This is a genomic window from Mesorhizobium sp. M1399, from assembly GCF_040317735.1.
Classification (GTDB): Bacteria; Pseudomonadota; Alphaproteobacteria; order Rhizobiales; family Rhizobiaceae; genus Mesorhizobium.
This window is the reverse complement of the sequence record NZ_JAMYKZ010000024.1, coordinates 31,029-52,389: the sequence shown is the minus strand read 5'-3', so window position 1 is coordinate 52,389 and position 21,361 is coordinate 31,029. Positions and strand designations below refer to the sequence as shown.

Genomic DNA, 21,361 nt, shown 5'->3' with positions numbered 1-21,361 from the left:
ATCGATCTCGAAGGCCGCAGCCATGCGCGGAGCAGGAGATTCGCGACGCCAGGCGCCACCGCCGCCGGAAATAGGGCGCCTCGTCGCTGGCGAGGCAGAGAGGACAATACTGCATCCAGCTCGAACGCTTCCGGTGGACGTTCTCGCGCAATGGCAGCAGGGTGGCGTCAACGCCGGTTCAGTCATTGCCATTGCCGATATCGTTTCCTGACGAACGTTCGTCCGATCGGCCAGCAGGGCGGCTGCCTCCCGCGGAAGCTGAAGATCGAGACGGGGCGACCACATCCCTTCACCGAGCCCGAGGGCGCTGGCGAACGACCGCGGCGCGATGCCGTTCGCGAGGGCAAGGCGGTGGAGCCAGCTCGACAAAAGCTCGTCCGGCTGCGGGTCAACGGAAACAGGCCACCGATCCCGAACGACATCCCTGTAACGCTCGCGGATCTCGATGGCCAAAGCGCCGCCGGTCACAGCAGTTCGTTGCGCAGCGGCGCCCGGCGGCGCTTCGAGACGGGAATGTAGTGTAGCGCCTCGAGGCCTGATTTCGTGATGCGCTCGGCGCCCAACCTTGCCGCGGCCACGGCCGCCGCGGTGACGATCGCCACGATCTCGCCGATCAAACCTTCGGAAAGCTGGAAAATCGTTCGTGCCAACGGTTCATCGGAGAGATCGGAAGCACGCGCGAGAGGCAACACGCCCTCGAGGCTGTCGAGGAGTGTCAGGAACTCTTCGCCGTATTGCCACCGCGGTACGGCCTGCAGCTCGAACCTGCTCGCCATCTCGCTGGTCTCGTTTATGAAATCGTAGACGGCGACCTCGCCGATCAGGACCGGGGAGATGTCGAACTGACGGCCGATCCGCCTGAGGAAGGCAAGAACCGCCTCGACGTCGCGAGCCCGGCCACGCAGGGCATTGTGGAATTCGTCGAAAATGAGGATCCTGGGCTTCAGGCTGCCAAGCAGATGATCGATCTGCTCAGCCTTGCGGCCGATATCCCGATTGTTGCCGACCGGCGCGCGCAGCGCCTGCAGAATGCTTCCATAAAAGTGCGCAAGGCCGGCCCCCTCGCGCGTCTGAACCACCCATACCCGCTGCCGCTCGGCGGCTCTCATGCGTTCCACGGCAAATCGTTCCGCGATCATCGTCTTACCGTTGGCATAGGGTCCGACCAACATCAGCCCTCGCGTCCGCAACGCCGGCGGCCGGGCGAGCAACTCGGCAAGACGCTCATGCGCCTGCAGCGCCACCGGATGCCCGACCCATCGCGGCGCCAGGATGTAGGCGATCCGCTCTTCCATGCTTTGGTCGAGATACGGACGAACGTGGTCGAGCAAATGGTCCGCCACGTCACCAGTCCTCGACCGCCAGACGGCGCTTCTGGCGTACCGGATGCTCGGCGGGTGCCGGCGTCGCCGGGCGCATCGCCTCATAGGGTTTGGGCGCTTCGGCTGCGTGCGCCCGGCGGACCGCATTGCGCACGTCCGCCTTTGAAAGTTTCTGCCTGCCAGCGATTTCCGCAATCCGGCGGCGCAGCGTCACCTTCTCGACGTCCGACCGAGCGTTTGCGGCACGTCGGCAAACACGATCACCTTCATGTTCCCACAGTGTGATCGGTGTAGTGAGCCCGTCTCTTCTCGCCACCGGCCGGAACTCGCATGTGTCGGGATCCCGGATGTAAATGTGGCTGATGTCGCGAGGGTCATATCTCATCTCGAGCCGGCCCAGACGGTCCCGCCGCGGGACGAGACTGCCTAGCCATGGTGAAAAATAGTCCAGCGCGAACATGCTGACGCCCTGCGGCGAGATGCGCCTCTCCGCCCCAGGCATGAATGCCAGCAGGACCCGCATGGGATCATCGTCGAAGCGGGGCAAATCGTGCGCCAGCCGGTTCCATTCTGTCGCCGGTACCTTCAAAGTCTTTGCGTTCTCCTGCCGATTATGATCGATCACGGCGAGCGCGACGCACCGCTCGAGATCGGCGAAGCTGAGACGGGCTCGCCGCTGCGCGGGGTATTCCTCACGGTCCGCCACGGATCGTCCCGTCGAGCCGGGTTGCGTCACAAGCACGGCGTTGAGCTTCCCGAGCAGCCTTTCGACGACGCCGCCCTGGTGGACGCGGCCGCGATCCCGGTAGCGGACCCGAATACCATAGTCCTCGCATCCACGTTGGAAGGCGTTCCCTTTGAACTCCTTGGCCGAGTCGGTGACGATTAATCGTGGTCGACCGAACATCGGCCAACCATGCTCGATGCCGCGCGCGGCCAACCACGCCTCCCTCGGACACATGGCGTGCGCCAGGCAGAGCGCGACCGATAGCCCCGACGGCTTCTCGAGGGTGAGGCAGATGCCGAGAATGCAGCGGGTCGCCACGTCGGTGACGATCGTGAGATATGCCCGGCCAATGAACGTTCCGCCTCCGTCGACGACCTCCACGAAGTTGATGTCGGTCGGCGTGTGATCGATCTGGCAGACATCCAGTGGTCGCGCCGCATGAATGTATCCTGGTCGCGGTTTGAGCCGCTGAAGGTGCTTTGGGTTTGCAGATCGCTTCTTCGCAATCTCCTCGGGGCTAAACAGCGTGGGTATGCGGCGGGCTACAGTAAGATAGGAAGGAGCTGCCAGGCCGGCCTCCTCGCAGCGAGCCCGGATCTCGGCCACCGCGGGAGCGAGCGGCGGCGCCTCCAGCACCAGCCACTGCTCTCGCAACGTTGTTGCGACGATCGTCTCGATGCCTTGATCAAGGCGCTTCTTGCGGCTGCCATCCAGCCGAGGCAGCAGCGACGTCACAGTTCGATCGATGCGATAGCGCGCCAGCAGATTGTAAATCTGGCGGGTGGAGAGACGCAGCTCAGCCGAGGCTCGCTCGATTGCCGCCCGGCGCGGTCCAAGATCGTCGAGAATTTTGTCGAGCTCGCGCGCGACACGACGTGCCGCCAACCATGTTTCATCAGATCGCGATGAGGCAGGAGTGGCTTTTCGGTTGTGCATGGGGCGTGGCAAATCGAGCGTCAGTGAAATCGTTAGCGAAAAACTAAGCCCGTCCTAGCGCCCAAACCTAACCGGCATATGACGTTCGGGCGTTTGAAATCGGAAAGTAAAAGCGACAATGAGACAGAGGAAGATCGCCTTGCCGACGAATTTGCCGAGATCGATGCCGTCCTGGCACGCTCATCGAAAATTCTCAGCGGCGCCGATTTGCCAGCGAGGACACAGCGTTCCGACGACCGGCCGGATCTGATCTACGATCTCGACTGGGACGAGAATGCGCGCCTGGCCGAATGGCGGGACGTGCTTGCTCAAACACGCGAGCTGCCTGTGGTCTTGCGCGCCGCGATCCTGCTCGAGGCCTGGACCGACATCGAGGTGCTGCAGCATGCCGCCTGGCTCGGGCCACTGCCGGTAGCTGCGCTGCTGCGTCAGGAGGGTCTTGCCGCCAACCATCTCGCCAGCCTGCATCTCGGCGCCAAAAACATCCCGCGCGAGCGGCGGCGGGCGCGCAATCGCTCGGACCGGTTGTTGGCTTTTGTCGACGCCATTCACGACGCAGCGCTGGCCGGCTTGAAGGAGCACGACCGGCTGGCGATGGCGAAAAGCCAGATGGAACGTCGGCTCAAACAACGGCGCGCCAGCTCGAAACTGCCCGACCTGGTCGAGCTCGCGATGTCGCGGCCACTGGTCTCGGCTGGCATGATCCAGGAGCGGCTAAAAGTGACGAAACAGGGGGCGCTCAATCTGGTCGGCGAGCTCGGCCTGCGCGAGATGACGGGGAGGGGAAGGTTTCGCGCCTGGGGGATCGTGTGATGATGGGCTTTTGGACGATAGACGGGCTGACGCTGGCGACTTGTCAATAGTGTGGTCGGGGATTGCAATGCCGTCACTAAAAACAAACCTAGTTAAAGAATAGATCGGCTCCCACAGCCGACCAATACAGCGGGACGCCATGCAGCCGCTTTTCGAAACGGTTAGCAACTCGATTCATACCACATCCCGGCAATCGAATCCTTACGGCCCGCACCCCTGTCCGGATGGCTGACCAAGGACTCCCGGGCCACCGGCCTGAATGGGCATCCGGCCTGAGGGGCCGGATTCGGGTCTTTCGGCTGATCCGTCAACAAAGGAGCGATTTGCAGGCCATACAGCGCGTTCGTCGACGCCTTGCGATACTCTCAGGTCAGGGGGAAAGAGGTCACCTGTGCATGTGGCGTACACCGTGCTAGTGCAGTCTTGGGACGGCATGGGGCTTCGCATGGACAAGCAGACTAAGGGCGCATGGGTCATCCATCACGGCAGGAAGATTTCGGGCGACCAGCGTGGCGCGTCGGAATACAGCGCGATAGACCTTGCGGCGAAGGCGGCTTCGCTGCTGGTCAGGCTTGCGGAGAGCAAGCAAGCGGATCTGAACAAGAGCCAAGTGGTAGCCGCTGCAAGGATCGGCGGCCTGAATCCTAAGACAGAGCTGCAGGCATGCCTCACCCAGCTTCAGGGTCGCCGGGTCATCGATGTCGCCGCTGACGGTTCGATTTCGGTCATTGGCGTGACCGGTCGCACCGCGCTTGGTCACGCCTCGGACCTTTTCGACGAGAACGAGCCTCAGCCCTTCGAGCTGGCCTCTATAGGCCTGGCGGAGCTGGCATCGTCCGCGCCCGTCGGCGTGAAGGCTGCGTCCGAGTACATCGGTGACACCTATAAGCTAACCAAGAACGATACCTCCGATTTCCTCGGCCAGGCTTATGGCATCGGGTTCGTTGACGCCGAGGGAGAAGGCGATGACCGCCTTCTGTTCAACGGCAACCTGTTCCGCCGGAACACAGCCCAAAAGACCAAGAAGGTGCTCGACTCGCTGACCCCGGCCGAACAGGCAAGCCTCCACCAGTTCGAGCAGCTGCTCAAGGTCAAGGGCGCGGTCGTAGCCACCCACGCCAAGAAGATGCTTGGCGCTCTACTGCTCTCGAAGCTCCAGTCCGCTGCCGTCTTCGACATCAACGTCGTTTCCAACGAGGCCGGCGAACACGCGTTCATGACGTCGCCAGGCGCGTTCCACAAGTTTACCAGTCCGCTGATCGACGACGCGTTTGATCATGCCAAGGCGCTGGTTTCCGCTCTCAGCTACGGCATGTCGCAGAGCACGCCTGTCCGCGGCCGAATTTGGGGAGTTGAATTGATCCTTGCCAAGCTGCTCCGAGGCGAGGCGGTCGGCCCAGCTCCTGCCATCGGGAGCGACTACCGAGCGCTGGAGTTCGAGCGCGTTGTCCAGATAACGCATACCGGAAACGGCTATTTCACGATGCGCCTCCTGAAGATGGAGGTCGGTCAAATCGCCTTGCAGGTTCTGAAGGGTGGCGATGCCGCCGCAGCGGCGCTGGAAGTGCTTCCGAGCGCTGGCATGAGCGGGTACACTCCTCCGGAAGCCGCTCGGACGGATTTCCGGACAAAGAAACAGGGCCCTCAAAGCAAGTCGCAGATGCGGACGCTGTTGAGCGCCGTACGCGGTGGAGGCAGCCTATGATGGCCGCGGCAAGCGGTGCAAAGGGTCTGAAGACCGAAGAGCTGGTCAGAGCCTATTTCCTCCGTGCCGGGTTCTTCGTCATGCGCGGAATCAAGCTGCGGCATGATGGCGTCGAGCTGACCGACATCGACATGTGGGTATACGAGCGTTCAGCGACGCTGGCCCGGCGGCGCACTATCATCGACATCAAGGACAAAAGAACTCCGCAGGCAGCGGAACGGCTGTTCTTCGTCAAGGGAGTGGCAAGCGTCATCTCCGTCGAGGGCGCAGGCGTGGCCACGACCGACAACCGCCCCATGCTCCGGGAGCTGGCGCGGAAGCATGGAGTCCTGTGGATTGACGGGGCGGACCTCCAGCGCCTCAAGGACAGCGACGCGCTTTCCGGACTGAACCGCATGACCGAAGAGGAGTTCAACGGCGAGATCGCCGATATCGATAACGCGAGAAACGGTCGCGTCTTAAGGGACAAGATAGATGAGGTGAAATCCGCTGTTGCCGACAGGTTCGGGCCATCATGCGCCAATACCGCGCTTGAAGGCTTTCAGCTGTTCGCCCGCGAGGCCGTGAACGCGCATCCTGCTTCCGCCGCCGCTCGGGGAGCCGGACGCCTCACCTATCTCGCCGCCGCAATCGCTGCCGCCGCCTTCGATTTCGCTTCTGCGGACACCGCCCTCAGACCCTCTGCCGAACGCGTTCGACACATGACCGACGCCATCCGTTTCGGGGCGAACACCGAGGGAGCGCTCGCTAACCTGCGGTGGACCGAGGCCGCGATCAGGGAATACTTGCCGAACGGCGCCGGGCTGGCTCAGGTGGTCCGGGAGAAATTCACGGCGGAGCTCAATGCGGTTCCTGCCGAAGGACTGGCGGAAATCGTCATCAGGCTGAGCAATTCGGAGAAGCTGTTCAGCATCGCCAAGTCCCTTGAGAAGGTCGCCTACGCGTCACATCTCGTTTCCTTCGATCACCTCGATGCGGACACAAAGGGGTTTCTCGGTGCGTTGCTCGACTTCGCCGATATCAGCCGACCGAAATTCGCGGAAGGTTGGACAGGCCATCCGCAGGCTGACACTGGCGTTTCCGGCAGATTCATGGAAGTTAAGAACGACGGTCGAAAGGTACCGGATAAGAGCGAGGAAGGCTCTAGGAAAACCCCTCCGGCCCCGGGAAAGAATCAGCGCCGTCTGCTGTGACGGCCCGCCTCGTCGATCGTGCGGCACGCTGTCCGAACAGCCTCCGCGCGAACTCACGGTCGCGAGGGCGACGTCCTGGTCGGTCAGCCCGCATGTCGGATGGTTCGTGGATCATCTGCGCCGCAGCAGACCGGCAGCGTGTTCGCTGGAGCGCCGTCGCCCGCCTCCTGTGAGGCGACGGACGGCTCCAGACGAAGCAGGCTTACAGGCAACGACCTGCGAAGGATTGGCCGCGATTGGGCGTTGAATGCGCCATAGAGATACCGCTAGGTGCTCCAGCCTTGAACAAAGTCACTTTGAAGGGAGCCGATCTTCTTAGGCAACGCGCTTCCGACGCATGTAAGCCCTAGATAGGTCGCGGCACGGGTTGCGCCCACATAGAGAAATTTGTCAAACAGCTCGGGGCGCAGTGTCGCCAAGGTGTCGATGCCAACAAAGAACACGGCTTCAAATTCCAGGCCTTTGATGTGCTGAACATCGAAAATCCTGATGTCGCTGTCCTGCCCAACAGACTGGCCTTTGTAGCACGCGATCACGTTGAGATTCTGATCTGCAAGCGCAGTTTTCAATCTATCGGCAAGTGGCCCAACTTCCGCCTCGTCATTCACCAGGATTGCGACAGAAGGGAGGGGCTTCGTCAACCGCTCGATCTCAATGATGCGAGCGGCAAGCCACGATACGGTCTCATCACGCCCAGTGAGATCAACGCCCAGGACTGGAGCCCAACCGTCGTTCTCGACGTTTTTAGGGAGAACAGCTTCGACAGTTTCGCCGGAACACAGACGGACAATCTCCGATGCCAAGCGATTGAGCTGCCGCGTGTGACGGTATGAAACCTGGATCGGCTTGAGGTCGATTTTGGGGAAAGCCCAACGCATCTCGTCGGCACTCCTGCTTCCCCAACTTGTTATCCTCTGATTGAAATCGCCGCAGGCAAAAAATGACTGAATAGCCGGATTGCTGAGTGCGCCCATACAGGCAAGCGTTATCGGCGAAAAATCTGTTGCCTCATCGACCATGATCTGATTGCGAACGACGCTCTGAAAGTCCTTTAGAATGCCGTAAGCCGGCTGATCGATATTGCGTCGAACTGTGCGGTCCTGGACCAGGCTCGACGCCGTACGCATCGTACACAACAACAGGATATCCACCTCTTGAGGGTCGACATCACTCACGGGAATAGGAGTTGCAACATACCAGGCACCTTCCGACTGGCGCAGACGCCGGAACCGACGATACCTTGCCGGTATGCCGTTCAAGTATCTCCGGATAGGATTGGTGAACTTTCGGAGCGCCGTCTGGATTTGCAGGCTCTCGCCTATCGCACGGAGCTCGTCCTCGGATAAAGTGCGGTTGCCTATCCATTCCGCAATCCGGCCAGATCGCGTGGTTCGGCCCAATGTACGTCGACCAAAGCGCGCCCGGGCCTGGCTGCGCAGATTTCGCATATAGGCTGCCGCAGTTGCCGCCATGCGCGGACGAGGTGCCTGGGTCTGGACATCTTCGTCCTCGTCGCCGTCTTGCTCGTCATTGTCGTCGTCGGGCGTATTGAGCCCGTCGATAAATGACGCCAGGCCTTCGAGAAATTTTCGGTCCTGATTGACCTGGGTATTGAGGCGCCGCCGCAACGCGGTGTCGGTTTCTTCCCTCATGCTGGAGAGGAGACCTTCAACGTCAGAGGAAACGCTCACCAGTTCCAGTAAGGCGCGAGGAAGCGAAATGGTAGGCGCTTCCGCGACGGCCTCTCTAAGCCTCCGCCCGAGGAGCGCGGCTTCCGAGTTTCCATTCTTTTCAAGGAGGTCGGCTGCACCGCCTAAATCCTCCCAGTAGTCGCCGGCCTGCCAGCTTACAAAATCCTCATACCAAGCTGTTTGCCTGTTGAGCACGTCAGGAAGGACATAGGATTCACCTTCCTTCATGATGAAAGGTCCGCCGCCGTCAGAAGCTTTGAGGATGCGAAACCTGTTTCGCGCCAGGCCTTGCCGAAAGCTTGACCATGTCGCGATCTTCTGATCGGGCGCAGCAATGTTTTCGCGCGCGAAGGCCTCCTTGAGATACTGCTTGAGCAGGTCCGTGGGAGTGAACATCAGCCAACTGTGAGAGTGATCCACGGCATTGTCGGCACTGCTTTTGTCGGTCAAGCGCCGTTCATCGTCATCAAGATAGATACGATCGACCTTCTGTCCCAAACGCCGGATCAAGGTCGTGGTCTTGCCCGTGCCGGGCGGTCCTATAATCAGCAACTGACGGTTGAGTGGCAACCGGAAAATCTCGTCCTGATAGCGATCCAGGATCGGCTGGTCGCGCAGGCCCATCTTCGTGATGACACTGCGCCGGATGCCTTCAATGATGTTGGTTGCTTGCTCATCGATAGCCAAAATACTGTCGAGGATGGAGCTATCTTCCCCGACGGCAATATGCACGGCGAGTGCATCGAGCATGGAGATGACGGTAATGGGACCGTAGGATTGGCCCTCCAGAATGGAGTTACGCGAGTCCCACTGGCCCTGGCGCTGATGAGGATGAAGGATCGCCTTCTCGATGATCTCGACAGACTGAACGCCACCAGGGGTTCGGATATCGAAATCGTCGCCCACATCCAAGGACGCCAGCCGGCCCATCAACGAATTGCGTCCAGCGAAGCGTTTGTCTCCGCCGGGGCTTCCTGAAGCCGTTCCACGGCAGATGTAATAGATGACGATCTTTCCATCGTCCTGACGTGCTACCACCCTGGCGATGGCCGGTTCTTTGGCGAGCAGTTCGAGAGCACGGCGGTTTGCGCTGTCGACGTTGCCCAGGGCCTTGACCGCTTCGCCTGACGTAAAGGTGTTCACGCTGGCGAGCGCCGTCGGGCCGGTGGAGTAGGGCTCGCCAAGCGCCGAACGTGCGTCCTTGGAAATTCTCTCGAAAACGTCGAGGCTTTCGCTCGAAACCCGTTCGATCTGATCCTGGTAGTTCGTGACCATTCCCATCTCCCTGCCGATTGTTCTTATTCTTTGATTGGGCTGCTATGTGCAACCAAATACGGAAGCGAAGACCGTAAAATATTATATGGAAAGCTGCGCAGTTCCGCCTAACCTTTGCAGGCGTCATTGCTGGCTTTGGACTAACCCGCTCCGCGATCGCGGAGCGGCAAGGAAGGTGTGGGCCGCCGGCGTGGTGTTGATCGCGTCGTCTGTCGCGCTGGTCATGATCCACAGTGTGCTGCAGCAAGCAGAAGGAGGTTCGATGGTGAACTGACAACATGCTGAAAAGCTGCCTGAGAGATGAGGGTAGGCCCCTCGGGTTCGGCTTTCAGGAGCGGGTCTCAAACCAGCCCAAGCTGCTGTGGTAGAAGAGCCATGGTGGTTAGCGTTGGGCCAAAAGCCGCGGACATGATCCGGGGCAGGTAGGCATCCGGAAGATGAGCGCAAGCAAACCCTTCGATGACGCGTCGTTAGTACTCTTTGATCCCACTAAAACCGAGGGCGTGTGGATCTCTCGGGACAAGTCCGTCGGGAGCCTGATGACTGGGCGGACAGTGGACGGCGTATAGGGGGCATGAGCCGGATGCAGGCTTTTGCGCGGAACTGCAGGAACCAGCTTTCTGATGCCAAGGGAGAAGCACAAGCGGCACACCACCGTGAGGCGAGAGTACCGATGCAGGAAGTTGGGGCGGATCGACCCGTAGTAGTGACGAAGGTCCTGTAATGGGCCTGGAGCGAAGGGGTCGGATCAGGTGGTCGTATTTTCGAAGCAACTGGCAACAGGATGACAACGACAGATGCGACAGACAAGCCGTTTATGATCGATAAGCGGCTGGTGTACGAAGCCTACAAAGCGGTCAAATCCAATGGTGGTGCGGCTGGCGTGGACGGGCAGACGATCGAGGCATTCGAAGCCAACCTGGGGAAGAATCTCTACAGGATCTGGAACAGGATGAGTTCGGGAAGCTATTTTCCGCCACCAGTGCGTGCCGTCCCCATTCCGAAAAGAAGTGGTGGGGGCCAGCGGATTTTGGGTGTGCCCACCGTGAGCGACAGGATCGCGCAGATGGTGGTCAAGCAGCTCATCGAACCGGAGCTCGATCAGATCTTCCTGTCAGATTCTTATGGCTATAGACCGGGCAAATCGGCCTTGGATGCCGTAGGGATCACGCGTCAGCGGTGCTGGAAATATGATTGGGTTCTGGAGTTTGACATCAAAGGTCTGTTTGACAACATCTCGCACGAGCTTTTGCTCACGGCAGTTCGCAGGCACGTAAAGAGCAAATGGGCATTACTATACATCGAGAGATGGCTGACAGCGCCCATGGAAAAGGATGGACAGAGCATTGAACGGAACTGCGGATCTCCGCAAGGGGGCGTCGTTTCGCCGATTCTTTCAAATCTTTTTCTGCACTATGCGTTTGATTTGTGGATGAAACGGACACATATCGACCTTCCATGGTGTCGGTATGCGGATGATGGGCTGGTGCACTGCCGGACCGAGCAGGAGGCAGAAGCCGTCAAGGCTGCGCTTCAGGCGAGGTTGGCGGAATGCCAACTGGAACTGCACCCGACGAAGACCAAGATCGTCTACTGCAGAGACTCCAAACGCAGAGGGCAACATCCGAACGTGACGTTCGACTTCCTCGGATATTGTTTCCGACCGCGCGCGGTATGGGGAACGCAAAGCGGGCGACTGTTTTGCGGCTTCACACCAGCGGTCAGTTCCTCGGCGCTGAAAGCAATGCGGGAAAAGATCAGGGACTTGCACATCCGCCGACAGACGCAGCTCTCGTTGAACGACATCGCCCGGCTGATCAATCCGCTCCTCAGGGGGTGGATCAGCTATTATGGACGGTACGCGCCAACGGGGCTGCAGCCCATACTTCGCTACGTCAATCAGACGGTGCTTGCGTGGGCAAGGCGGAAGTTCAAGCGCTTTGGCAGGGGTAAGGCTCGGGCAAGTCGGTTCTTACAACGGATCGTCAAGCAGCGCACCGATCTCTTCGTGCACTGGCAACTCCGCCTCATCGCCATCGAGGACGGCAAAGTCGCCTTCCGCTGGAAGGACTATCGGCACGGCAGTCGGCAGAAGGTCATGACCGTCGCGTCTGACGCGAGTTCATTCGCCGCTTCCTGCTACACGTCCTGCCCGAGGGCTTTCATCGCATCCGCTACTACGGCTTCCTCGGCAATCGCTATCGCGCGCAAAAGCTCGCCCGCTGTCGTGACCTGCTCGGCATGCCGGTTCCCGAGCCGTCGGACAGCCGATCCGCAAAGGATTATCGCGACCGATACGAGGCCCTCACCGGGCATTCCCTCAGGCAATGCCCGGCGTGCCATCGCGGGCAGATGATCATCATCGAAACATTCGACGGCGTCACCGGACGCCCGCCATACCAGGACACATCATGAAGCAGGGGCGTCGCCTTCCTTGTCATCAGCATAGCGCCGGCCCGCTCGGAAGCCAAACTGAGCCGGTCCCGCAAAAGTGTGCGCCGTCATCACCGGCAACCTCTCCCAGGCAGGGCGCGGCGCCGATCTCACATGCCGGAACCGATATCCGTGCCGCTTTCGGCGCATCCGACACCTGCAATCGCCCGCCCGCGTGGCACACACGGTCTCCTTTCATCGGTGGCGCTTCATTGAACGCCCATAGCGGACCACCGGTGCCGGCGGCTTAGTCCAACACGTTTTTAGCTAACCGTCGCGATCCACCGCAGTGCGCTCCTGCCACCCGCCTTTCAGTCGCGACGCCAAGCTAAAAACGCTCTGCATTATGCCGACCGGCGAACTATGCCGAGCGCCTCGTCCGATCATGGCGGTATGATGCGCTTTGCCCGCCATTTCGACCAAGAACCCGTCGTTGACACTCGGCATAGTTCTCATGCTCAAAGGGCGTTCAGGAACTCAAGAAGCCGGTCGTTTGGCCAAAATCGTTCGGCCTTTGCGCGTTCGTATGGCTTCAGCTTGGCAAGTGCGGATTCCTTCAGCTCAAGATGTGCGTGAAGATAGGTCAGCGTCGTTTCCATCGCCTCATGGCCCAGCTATAAGGCGATGACCGAACAATCGACGCCCGCCTGCAGCAGCTCCATGGCAGCGCTGTGCCTCAAAACATGGGGCGACACCCGCTTCGAGCGGAGGGTGACGCAGCCGTGAATCAATTGAATTCCATAAGCCGTCTTCGAGAAATACTAGGCCGATAAGGTGTTGACGTTGATTCTCAAATTAAATGCCAATGGCCGGGCTCGAGCATCAAATTAAGTGCACATTCTCAAATTGGGTGTATAGCTAACATGCTGAAATCGTTGGCAAGCCATTCTCATCATTAACTGCAAAGCGACAGTGCTGCGGCCCGCGCTTAGTGCTCTCTCCCGCATCGGTTCAGAGTGTACCCGTTGTCAATGAGAGAGGCGGGCGCGAAAGCCAGAACTCCTGACAAATAATGGCCGCGAACATCGTTTTGTTGAGGCCGACTCTTTGCAGTCCGACCCTCACATCATTATAACGCTTGAACACATCGCGTCGGCCGGCGCGTTAAATACCGGCGATATGGGGGGGTATTAATGGCTGGTGAAGAAGCTGCACCATGTCGCCATCGGGGGGCACCGCCGGAGGAGGTGGTAAATCGCGTTGCCGAAATCGTCAGCGGCATCGCCGATGACCCGCAGTACCTTTATCAGCGAGGACTCTCGGCGGGCGAGTTTAGATTGGCCCTCCCTGCCGCGATCGAGAAGCTTCGCGGCAGCACGGCCGCCAGCAATGCCGATCGGCGTGACTTTCTGGGTATGATCTTCGATCATATGTTGGCTGTGGGCGCGATAGCCAGTGTGGTTCGCCCAGTCTACGGAAAGGATACGGTTTACCAACTGACCGTGCCTGACATTGGTAACGTAGCCATCATCCAGAAGGGGTGTCCCGACGGCGCTCACAGCAGCGTTGCATGGTCTGTTCCCTCATGGGCGGTCGAGACCTACCTTTGGTGGTTGTGCCCGAGTCTGGCCTCGGAACCCGGAGAACATGTTTTCAAAGGGATCAACCGACTCCGCCGTCGCTTTTTCTCGGATGCACCAGATACGCTTGATGGCATCATCTTCCACAATGACCTCTGCGGGTCAGACCTTCGACCATGTCCGAAGATGGGCCGGGCAGTGGAGATTGGCGGAAACCGCATTCCTCCTCCGTGTATCTGGATCATGCCGGAGCGGGGCCAAGGACCTGACTTCAACTGGGACGGTCGCCGCCAACGGCGATTCCCGGCAGTTCTGCTCTCAGCGTTCAATGTCGATGCAGGCAATGCAAGTGTTTTGACCGGGTACATCGGGTTTCACCAAGGCGTCCGCGGCATCAGGACCACAGTCGCCTCCCGGTTTGGTCCGGGACGGTTGACGACCTTCAGGAGCTAAAAATGATGAACCCCGTTTTAGACCAGGAACGAATCCAACACCTTGTCGCGCGCCAGAGCTCGTCGAAACGACGCGCGCTGCTGGCCGCCTGGTCGCGGCCAGATCGCGAACTGCCGCTGGTGGACCTGGAGGTGACGTGGGTGCGGCTCTCCACTCTGAACCACCGGACTAAGGCTGAGCAGATGCGAGAGATTGAGACGAAGGGGCGCCCAGACCTGTTTTCGGCGGACCCGATGGGGTCGGAAGCACAAGCGGCACAGCTTCGTATCCTGAAATCTCAGCCGGGCTTCGATGATCTCAAGGCTGATCTGAGAGAACGTGGTCAGCAGGAGCCGGCCGTAGCTACTGCGGAGGGCGTTCTTGTAAACGGCAACCGTAGGTCCGCTGCGCTTCGTAGCCTCTATTTAGACGATCAGCATGCGCCTTCTCGATATGTCCGCTGCCTCGTCCTTCCGGCCGATGCGACCATGGATGAACTCGTCGATCTCGAAACTGAGCTGCAGATCGCACGTGACTTCCGCGAAGACTATTCGTGGGTCAATGAAGCGCTTTTGATCGAGGAACTGTTCAACCGCGAAGCCCAGAACTGGGATCGAGTCGCGGCGAGGATGCACAAGGATGTCCCCAAGGTTCGGGCGCAGTATGAAAAGCTGCAGCAGCTGCATCAGCTGGTGGCACTGTCAGACGGCACTCGCCACCACGCCGACTTTGATGAGAACGAGTCGGCTTTTGAGGAACTCACTAGGCACATCCGAACTAAGCCTAAGGCTGAGGCCAATTCCGTTCGCGGCGCCTACTTCCTTGGCACGCTGACCGGGGTCAACTACCGCGATCTTCGCCACCTTCAGCGGCCGGATGCCGCCGCACTAGTAAGGCAGGAATTGGAATCGGATCCGACAATCGCACCGCTGCTTTGTGCCATCAGGCATGATGTGCCCAACAATGGCGGCGATGTTCTCGATGACGCCCTCGGTGATGCAGCACAGGAAGAGGACCTTTCCGATATCCTCGCCTTCTTCGCGCGCAAGCGCAGCGAAGAGATAGTGACTCTCGCAGATGGCAAGAGCGCTGTCGTATCCGATCTAATTGCTTCCGTAGGGGCTGCCGTCGCCGTCGCGGCACAGGAAGCCGATGAGGATTCTAAGGACGCAAAGGCGCTCGTGGCTCCATTGAGCCGTCTTGCCGCCGCCAAGGAGCAGGTTGGCCGCGCAGCTGCTGCGCTTGAACGGGCGCGTAGCTTTGACGGATGGAATGAAGCCGACTTCCAAACCAAGGTGGCCGCGCTCAAGGCCGAAGTGAGCAAGCTCGAGGCACGCGGATGATCCGTGCCGAGCTCTATCAGCAGGACCGTCCGACGGTCGTCGTCGATCGTTTGGACGACACGAATCCTGGTGCCTGGGCCCGGCTGCAGGAAGCCTTTGCACGCGGCATCCTCACTGGATCGGCACGGCAGTCAGTGGTGCACCCGGATGTGTTTATGGCGGAACTCGATGTCCTGCGCGACATTCGGGCAGTGTTTGCAGAGCGGGTTGAGTTAGGACCGACCCTCACATCACAGTTGCGATTAATGGCTGATGATCGCCGTGCCCGTTCCGTGGCGATCGAAGCCGGTGAGGCAAGCGAAACCGAGCTTGAGGCCCTCGCGACCGAGCTTGAGGCCGCCGGGTTCAAAAGGAATTTGAAGCCCTTTCAACTGAGAAATCTCGCCCGCCTCATGCGTCTGCCGCATGCTGCGGACTTTTCGGTTCCTGGAGCGGGTAAGACGACGGTGGCGCTGGCGGCATTTGCTTTGGGTCGCGCTCGAGGAGGTATCGACCGTCTTATGGTCGTTGCGCCAATCGCCGCCTTCGGAGCCTGGGATGAGGATGCAGTCGCTTGCTTCAAAAAGCCACCGCGCGTTGTAATCTTTGGGGGTCCCGAAACAATTATCCCGCAAGACACGGAGATCCTGCTCTCAAATTATAATCGCGTCGCAACCGATTATGACATTATCAGAGCCTTCGTAGCGAATGGGGCTACCAAGGTTGTGCTCGACGAAGCCCATCGAGTGAAGCGCGGCGCTTCGGGGGTGCATGGTCGTGCTGTGTTGGATTTGGCCTATGCGGCTCATCGCCGAGACGTGCTAACTGGTACGCCGGCCCCCCAAGGCGCGCACGATCTCGTGGCTCTGGTGAAGTTCCTATACCCGGGCCAGGACCGCCAGATTCTTCCGAGGTCTGCTTACATCGAAAGGCTGGGGCGCGATCCCAATGTTCTCGGCGAGACTCACGCAGCGATTACGCGGTACTTCGTTCGAACTCCCAAGAGCGAGCTGGAGCTGCCTCCCACAACATTCGAGGTTATCCGCAGACAAATGGGACCCATTCAAAGCGCGATCTATGATGCGCTCGTGGGTCGCTACCGCGCCACTTTTTCGCTTCCCGACCGGGGTCGGCACGAGATGCAGCGCCTTGGCCGCATAGTAATGTACCTGCTCGAGGCCGCGACAAACCCCATGCTGTTAACGGCCGGTTCGGATGAGAGTGATGATCCAGGATTCCTTCACCCGCCGCTCGAGTTGTCGAGCAGCGAGCCGCTCGTCAACCTGCTACAAAGCTACAAAAACTTTGAGACTCCGTGGAAATACCAACAAGTGCTTTCCATTGTAGCGGCAGCAGCCGAACGCGGCGAGAAGGTCCTGATCTGGTCCAATTTCGTGCGCAACCTGAAGGTGTTGGCTCGAATGCTTGCGCAATATCAGCCGGCAATAGTGCATGGAGGAGTTCCCTCCGACGACGGTGCTCCCCCTGGCGACCTAACGCGCGAGAATGAATTTCGGCGGTTCCGACATGATGCCCACTGCGTTGCGCTCCTGGCAAATCCTGCAGCCTGCGGCGAGGGCATCAGCCTCCATCACTGGTGTCACAACGCTGTGTTCCTGGATAGGACGTTCAATGCGGGCCACTTCCTGCAGAGCCAGGATCGCATTCACAGGCTTGGGCTGTCGGCGGATGTAAAAACGCGCTTCACGCTACTCATCAGCTCGAACACCATCGACAATACGGTTGACGGAAGGCTTCACGACAAGGTCAGGGCGCTTTCCCGTTTGATGGATGATCCCGGCCTAGTCCAGATCTCACTACCTTCTCCAGATGAGGGCGACGGCGGTGCACCTGCGTTCGAGGATGATTGGCAGGCCGTAGCCGGACACGTCGGAACCATAGATGTATGAGTTGCCAAGTCGCGGACGCTGTCATGCTGCCTTCCTGCTGGCCTACAGTGCGCGGCTGAGGCCTTCAGGTGACTTCAACTCTTGGGTGATATCCGCGAGCGGGAAGTCGACCATTATGGCCGCCTCAACTGACGTCCTAGGTACCGCGAGGCTGCTCGTAGATATCAACCTCGCTAGCATAACCGACGTCGTCGCGATCAATCCCGTACTTGCCGCTTTCGACAGCAAGGCTGATCGACATAGTCTGTTGGGCATTGCCCGTCTCTTGCTGCAGAGATGCCCTCCGGCGTGGATTGGAGCTGCAATTGTCGACGGGCGTCTGGCCCCAGAATTCATTCCCGATAGTGACCTAGAAACCCTTTCCTGGCTGGAGCCGGACCTGGAACCGCTGCTCGTCGACATACATCATCGGCTAACACGTGCGGCCTTTGACGAGCGCAGAAAGATGCTCGGCAATGCTGGCGAACTCGCAATCATGTCGGCCCTTCGTTATGACAGATACTCACCGGTGCATGTGGCGCTCCTCTCTGATTGGTACGGCTATGACATTGAGAACCGTCGGGCCTCTGCTACCGAGCGCTTGGAGGTGAAGGCGTGCGTAAGAGCCACCGCAGACCGTGTATTCGTGTCGCGCAACGAATTCGACAAAGCAGCAAAGTTCGGGTCCGAATGGCGGCTCATTCAGGTGATATTTTCGTCAAGTGTAATGGTGGAACGAACCGTCGTAGCCGCTCATGTAGAGGAGGTCCGTGAACTTAGCAGCGGCGCGCTCCAAGCGTTGGCTCCTGATCCATCGCCGACGTTCCAATGGACCGATTCCGCTGAATTTCGCCCGACCCCCGATATGTGGATTCCAAGCGCACTGCGCGTGGATAACACCTTTTCATTGGAGTGTAGGTAAGATGTGCGCGCCTCGTTGTCGCTGCGCCTCCGGAGAACTGTAAGACCATCCATCTGGAAGACGGCACATTCATAAAACGCCCGGTGCCTAGCAGTGTGACAGCCCGGGAGCAGATGGAGCGACGCATCGAGTTCAAACTGCCGCGGCTGATCGAGTTGGTGTTGTCGCGGCCCGCTAGTCTCCACCACCATGATCCAGAAGGAGCTCAAGCTGACGCGACAGGGTGCCAATTTCGTTCCCGAGTTCACCCTGTCAACCTGCGCGAAATCACGGGAGGGCGCGATATCGGGCGTGGGGGTCGTTTGGCTATTCAGGTCGGATTTCATTGGTCTCCGTGGGCGAAAGATCGAGTGTCACGTGGCAACGTAGTAATCCTTGCTTTGCCTTGCTGGCGGCACGGCATGGGCCATGATCAGACCGTCTCAGATGAATGAAGACCTTTTTTCGCTTTGGGCCAGGTTCGCCGAAGACTGTCAGGAAAAGGGGCATCTGTCGCATTCATATCGCCATGAGGCAGTTTTCGGCATCCGTCACCGTGAGCTCTCCGCTAACTTTCGGATGCATTATCCGATTCCGCGCTGTGATCGCTGCGGAAAGTAAGCGCCACCATGCCCGATTTGTGGTCGAATTGTTTGGGCGAAAAACGCCACAATAGAAAATGCAGCCTTTCATCAATTGAACGGTATTTATGACGCAGTAAGAGGTAAGAAAGGCAGTCAGCCACTCCGGGATTTTTAAGAAGCATGCTTGCCCAGGAAGTCGGCGAGTCGGCGAGCAAGGCGGTCCGCGTCTTTCATCTCGCATTCCCAGATCACTAGGACCCGCCATCCGTCGGCCTCGATCGCTGCGACGCTCGCGGCATCGCGCTCGACGTTCCTCGCGATCTTCGCCGACCAGTATTCCCGGTTCTTTTTCGGCATACGCGCGCCGCGCTTGCACCCATGTCCGTGCCAGAAGCACCCATGTACGAAGATGACGGCCTGTCGCCGGGAGAACACCAAGTCGGGCTTCCCGGGCAAGTCCTTGCGGTGCAGCCTGAAGCGATAGCCGAGTGCGTGCGCGAGGCGGCGGACGGCCATCTCCGGTTTTGTGCCGGTTGACCGGACCAAGGACATTTGTCGGCTTCTGGCAGGATCAACGTTCGCAGTCATGGAAAATTCATGGTGAGCATGTTACGGATGAGAACAAACCGCAAACCATTTTCGACGTGGGGTATGCTACCATTACGCGCGAATCACGGGGAGATCATGCGGACATTTTATGAGTTTTTCGCCGGCGGAGGGATGGCTCGTGCCGGACTTGGTCCAGACTGGCAGTGTGCCTTCGCTAACGATTTCGATGTGAAAAAAGGCCTGACGTATCAGGTCAACTGGGGGACCGGCGGCGAGCTGACTATCGGTGATATTCGGCAAGTCAATCTCGACAAGCTCCCCGGCACTGCCGACTTAGCTTGGGGGTCATTCCCCTGTCAGGATCTGTCGCTTGCCGGAGGCGGCGCTGGATTGAAAGGCGAGCGTTCGGGAACCTTCTATCCGTTCTGGACGATTATGAACGGCCTGATCGCACAGGGCCGCGGTCCGAAGATCATCGCGCTGGAAAACGTTAACGGGACTCTGACCAGCCACGGAGGCGCTGACTTCGTGGCGATCGCCGAGACTTTCGCGAAAGCGGGCTACCGCTATGGCGCTATGGTCATCGACGCAAAACTTTTTGTCCCGCAGAGTCGCCCAAGGCTCTTCGTCATCGGCGTCCGGGGGGATTTCGAGGTCGACGAGGCCATGCTATCGCCGGAGCCGGTGGCGCCCTTCCATTCCCGCGGCGTTCAAAACGCGGTCGCAAGGATTCCTGCAAAGGCGCGGAAGCGGTGGCTGTGGTGGAATCTTCCTTCTCCGCCTGTCCGCAACACATGCTTCGCCGACCTCGTCGAAGAAAATCCCTCGAGCGTCGAATGGCACACCACGGAACAGACCGCGCGGCTGATCGCCCAGATGTCTCCGGTGAATATCGCGAAGCTTGAGGCCGCGAAGCGGGCCGGGCGCCGCATGGTGGGGACCGTCTACAAGCGGACGAGACCGCAGAATCCTAACGGCAAAGCTGTAAGAGCGGAAGTGCGCTTCGACGAGATCGCGGGCTGCCTGCGCACACCGACGGGAGGGTCGTCCCGGCAGACGATCATGGTCGTGGACGGCGCCCGTGTCCGGTCGCGCTTGATCAGCGCGAGGGAGACCGCACGGCTCATGGGACTTCCGGACGACTACAAGTTGCCTCGCGCATACAATGAGGGCTACCACCTTACAGGGGACGGGGTGGCAGTTCCGGTCGTTCGCTTTCTGGCGCAGCACCTGTTCGAGCCGGTCCTCCGAGCGACCGAGGGACAACATGGCGAAACTCCCGAACAGCATAACAGACAGCACGAAAACACCGCCGCTCGAAACGGACGAGCTGCGTAAGGCCATTCGGAAGTTCTTCCGTGAAACGCTCTACGACGGCCCCTCGGGCGAGAAGCGTCCCGTCGGCAGCTACCGCTGGGGAGTATACGCGTTCTACGACTACGACGGGGAGCCGATCTACGTCGGCCAGACCAAGGAGAAGGTTTCCGGCCGCGTCGGGCGCCACCTGACGAACCAGCGCACCGACGCTGTGGCGATGTCGGTGTTGGACCCTTTTGAGGTGGCGGAGATACAGGTCTGGCCACTGCCGCAGTTCGAGGCCGTGGGGTCGAAGCACCCTGACTTTAAAACGGCGAATGCGCACCTAAACGCGCTCGAGCACCTTGTCTTCACTCGGCTACGCAACGAGAGCAAGTTCAAGGCGATCCTGAATGAGAAGGACCCGCCGGAGCCGACTGTAGAAATCACCGAGCCGCCTTCCATGCGTGGTTCGATTGTCTCCGACCGGATCCAGGAGTTGCGCGGCCATCCGGACACCCGTTTGGCACGTCGGGCGCTCATCGTGTCCAAGCTGTCGCAGGTCATCTCCGAACGCGAGGTGAAGATGGGCCTTCGACGTGTGCTCGTGACCCAGACTAGGCGCATGAACTGGCTGGCGGAAAGGCGCTTCGAGAAACTCGGCGGCGAGAGCCTAGTCGAGGAAGGAGCCGAGGACGAAGAGGACACAAAGGGAGACGGGGACGGAACTGCGATTCCACACTGACGAACTGAGGGCATGCGTCGAAAGTAGG

The 21,361-nt window shown here is 59.6% G+C and carries 13 protein-coding genes and 5 pseudogenes; 11 read left to right on the top strand and 7 right to left on the bottom strand.

The genetic code is table 11. The features are described 5' to 3' along the window. Nucleotides 1–70 precede the first annotated feature (70 nt). The 4 genes and pseudogenes from NKH05_RS29180 to NKH05_RS29165 all read right to left on the bottom strand — a co-directional run. A pseudogene (locus NKH05_RS29180) lies at nt 71–115 on the bottom strand (hypothetical protein); the annotation flags it as partial. A gap of 122 nt (nt 116–237) precedes the next feature. Continuing rightward, nucleotides 238–468: pseudogene (locus tag NKH05_RS29175) on the bottom strand (TniQ family protein); the annotation flags it as partial. Beyond that, nucleotides 465–1,343 carry a TniB family NTP-binding protein gene (locus tag NKH05_RS29170; protein WP_353016910.1) on the bottom strand — a complete coding sequence of 293 codons (879 nt, stop codon included), beginning with the start codon at nt 1,341–1,343 and terminating at the stop codon, nt 465–467. The pseudogene NKH05_RS29175 and the gene NKH05_RS29170, both read right to left, overlap by 4 nt. A gap of 1 nt (nt 1,344) precedes the next feature. After that, entirely contained in the window at nt 1,345–2,985 is a 1,641-nt protein-coding gene (locus NKH05_RS29165; RefSeq protein WP_353026707.1) for a TnsB C-terminal domain-containing protein, read from the bottom strand. A 93-nt stretch (nt 2,986–3,078) separates the two neighbouring features. Here NKH05_RS29165 and NKH05_RS29160 point away from each other — a divergent pair, with 93 nt between their 5' ends. From NKH05_RS29160 to NKH05_RS29150, 3 genes are all read left to right on the top strand, one after another. After that, nucleotides 3,079–3,798 carry an RHE_PE00001 family protein gene (locus NKH05_RS29160; RefSeq protein ID WP_353016914.1) on the top strand — a complete coding sequence of 240 codons (720 nt, stop codon included), beginning with the start codon at nt 3,079–3,081 and terminating at the stop codon, nt 3,796–3,798. Between the two features lie 391 nt (nt 3,799–4,189). Continuing rightward, a complete protein-coding gene (locus NKH05_RS29155; RefSeq protein WP_353026705.1) occupies nt 4,190–5,503 on the top strand; it encodes a hypothetical protein in 1,314 nt (437 codons plus the stop codon). Further along, nucleotides 5,500–6,696, top strand: coding sequence for a hypothetical protein (locus tag NKH05_RS29150; protein ID WP_353016919.1), 1,197 nt, complete (start codon nt 5,500–5,502; stop codon nt 6,694–6,696). The genes NKH05_RS29155 and NKH05_RS29150 overlap by 4 nt, the downstream gene beginning before the upstream one ends. Nucleotides 6,697–6,962: 266 nt before the next feature. On the opposite strand, the gene NKH05_RS29145 is transcribed toward NKH05_RS29150, so the two are convergent. Further along, nucleotides 6,963–9,662, bottom strand: coding sequence for an ATP-binding domain-containing protein (locus NKH05_RS29145; protein WP_353016921.1), 2,700 nt, complete (start codon nt 9,660–9,662; stop codon nt 6,963–6,965). Nucleotides 9,663–10,446: 784 nt separating this feature from the next. Between NKH05_RS29145 and ltrA the strand changes: the two are divergent. Next, nucleotides 10,447–11,682: pseudogene (gene ltrA / locus NKH05_RS29140) on the top strand (group II intron reverse transcriptase/maturase); the annotation flags it as partial. Between the two features lie 3 nt (nt 11,683–11,685). Continuing rightward, nucleotides 11,686–12,077, top strand: a pseudogene (locus tag NKH05_RS29135) (transposase); the annotation flags it as partial. Nucleotides 12,078–12,553: 476 nt separating this feature from the next. Here NKH05_RS29135 and NKH05_RS29130 read toward each other — a convergent pair. Continuing rightward, nucleotides 12,554–12,814 (bottom strand): annotated as a pseudogene (locus NKH05_RS29130) (tyrosine-type recombinase/integrase); the annotation flags it as partial. Between the two features lie 414 nt (nt 12,815–13,228). On the opposite strand from NKH05_RS29130, the gene NKH05_RS29125 reads away from it, so the two are divergent. The 4 genes from NKH05_RS29125 to NKH05_RS29110 are packed head-to-tail and all read left to right on the top strand — an operon-like array spanning nt 13,229 to nt 18,180. Further along, a complete protein-coding gene (locus NKH05_RS29125) occupies nt 13,229–14,068 on the top strand; it encodes a hypothetical protein (protein ID WP_353016922.1) in 840 nt (279 codons plus the stop codon). Between the two features lie 2 nt (nt 14,069–14,070). Next, complete coding sequence (locus NKH05_RS29120; protein WP_353016924.1) at nt 14,071–15,390, top strand: ParB N-terminal domain-containing protein; 1,320 nt, start codon at nt 14,071–14,073, stop codon at nt 15,388–15,390. Continuing rightward, complete coding sequence (locus tag NKH05_RS29115) at nt 15,387–17,279, top strand: DEAD/DEAH box helicase (protein ID WP_353016927.1); 1,893 nt, start codon at nt 15,387–15,389, stop codon at nt 17,277–17,279. Before NKH05_RS29120 ends, NKH05_RS29115 begins: the two co-directional genes overlap by 4 nt. Beyond that, nucleotides 17,272–18,180: a protein NO VEIN domain-containing protein gene (locus tag NKH05_RS29110; protein ID WP_353016929.1), complete on the top strand. Its 909-nt coding sequence runs from the start codon at nt 17,272–17,274 to the stop codon at nt 18,178–18,180. The genes NKH05_RS29115 and NKH05_RS29110 overlap by 8 nt, the downstream gene beginning before the upstream one ends. 734 nt (nt 18,181–18,914) lie before the next feature. Here the strand turns inward: NKH05_RS29110 and NKH05_RS29105 are convergent. After that, nucleotides 18,915–19,331, bottom strand: a complete 417-nt coding sequence (locus NKH05_RS29105) for a very short patch repair endonuclease (protein WP_126038273.1) — start codon at nt 19,329–19,331, stop codon at nt 18,915–18,917. A 96-nt stretch (nt 19,332–19,427) separates the two neighbouring features. Between NKH05_RS29105 and NKH05_RS29100 the strand changes: the two genes are divergently transcribed. Both NKH05_RS29100 and NKH05_RS29095 read left to right on the top strand, forming a co-directional pair. After that, nucleotides 19,428–20,630 carry a DNA cytosine methyltransferase gene (locus NKH05_RS29100; protein WP_353016932.1) on the top strand — a complete coding sequence of 401 codons (1,203 nt, stop codon included), beginning with the start codon at nt 19,428–19,430 and terminating at the stop codon, nt 20,628–20,630. Further along, nucleotides 20,560–21,333: a GIY-YIG nuclease family protein gene (locus tag NKH05_RS29095; RefSeq protein ID WP_353016934.1), complete on the top strand. Its 774-nt coding sequence runs from the start codon at nt 20,560–20,562 to the stop codon at nt 21,331–21,333. The genes NKH05_RS29100 and NKH05_RS29095 overlap by 71 nt, the downstream gene beginning before the upstream one ends. The last annotated feature ends 28 nt before the right edge of the window (nt 21,334–21,361 follow it).

What these genes read in the sequence shown, in the direction of transcription:
- NKH05_RS29165 (WP_353026707.1), bottom strand. Translation starts at nt 2,985, where the DNA reads ATGCACAACCGAAAAGCCACTCCTGCCTCATCGCGATCTGATGAAACA.
- NKH05_RS29150 (WP_353016919.1), top strand. Translation starts at nt 5,500, where the DNA reads ATGATGGCCGCGGCAAGCGGTGCAAAGGGTCTGAAGACCGAAGAGCTG.
- NKH05_RS29145 (WP_353016921.1), bottom strand. Translation starts at nt 9,662, where the DNA reads ATGGTCACGAACTACCAGGATCAGATCGAACGGGTTTCGAGCGAAAGC.
- NKH05_RS29125 (WP_353016922.1), top strand. Translation starts at nt 13,229, where the DNA reads ATGGCTGGTGAAGAAGCTGCACCATGTCGCCATCGGGGGGCACCGCCG.
- NKH05_RS29120 (WP_353016924.1), top strand. Translation starts at nt 14,071, where the DNA reads ATGATGAACCCCGTTTTAGACCAGGAACGAATCCAACACCTTGTCGCG.
- NKH05_RS29115 (WP_353016927.1), top strand. Translation starts at nt 15,387, where the DNA reads ATGATCCGTGCCGAGCTCTATCAGCAGGACCGTCCGACGGTCGTCGTC.
- NKH05_RS29110 (WP_353016929.1), top strand. Translation starts at nt 17,272, where the DNA reads ATGTATGAGTTGCCAAGTCGCGGACGCTGTCATGCTGCCTTCCTGCTG.
- NKH05_RS29105 (WP_126038273.1), bottom strand. Translation starts at nt 19,331, where the DNA reads ATGACTGCGAACGTTGATCCTGCCAGAAGCCGACAAATGTCCTTGGTC.
- NKH05_RS29100 (WP_353016932.1), top strand. Translation starts at nt 19,428, where the DNA reads ATGCGGACATTTTATGAGTTTTTCGCCGGCGGAGGGATGGCTCGTGCC.
- NKH05_RS29095 (WP_353016934.1), top strand. Translation starts at nt 20,560, where the DNA reads ATGGCGAAACTCCCGAACAGCATAACAGACAGCACGAAAACACCGCCG.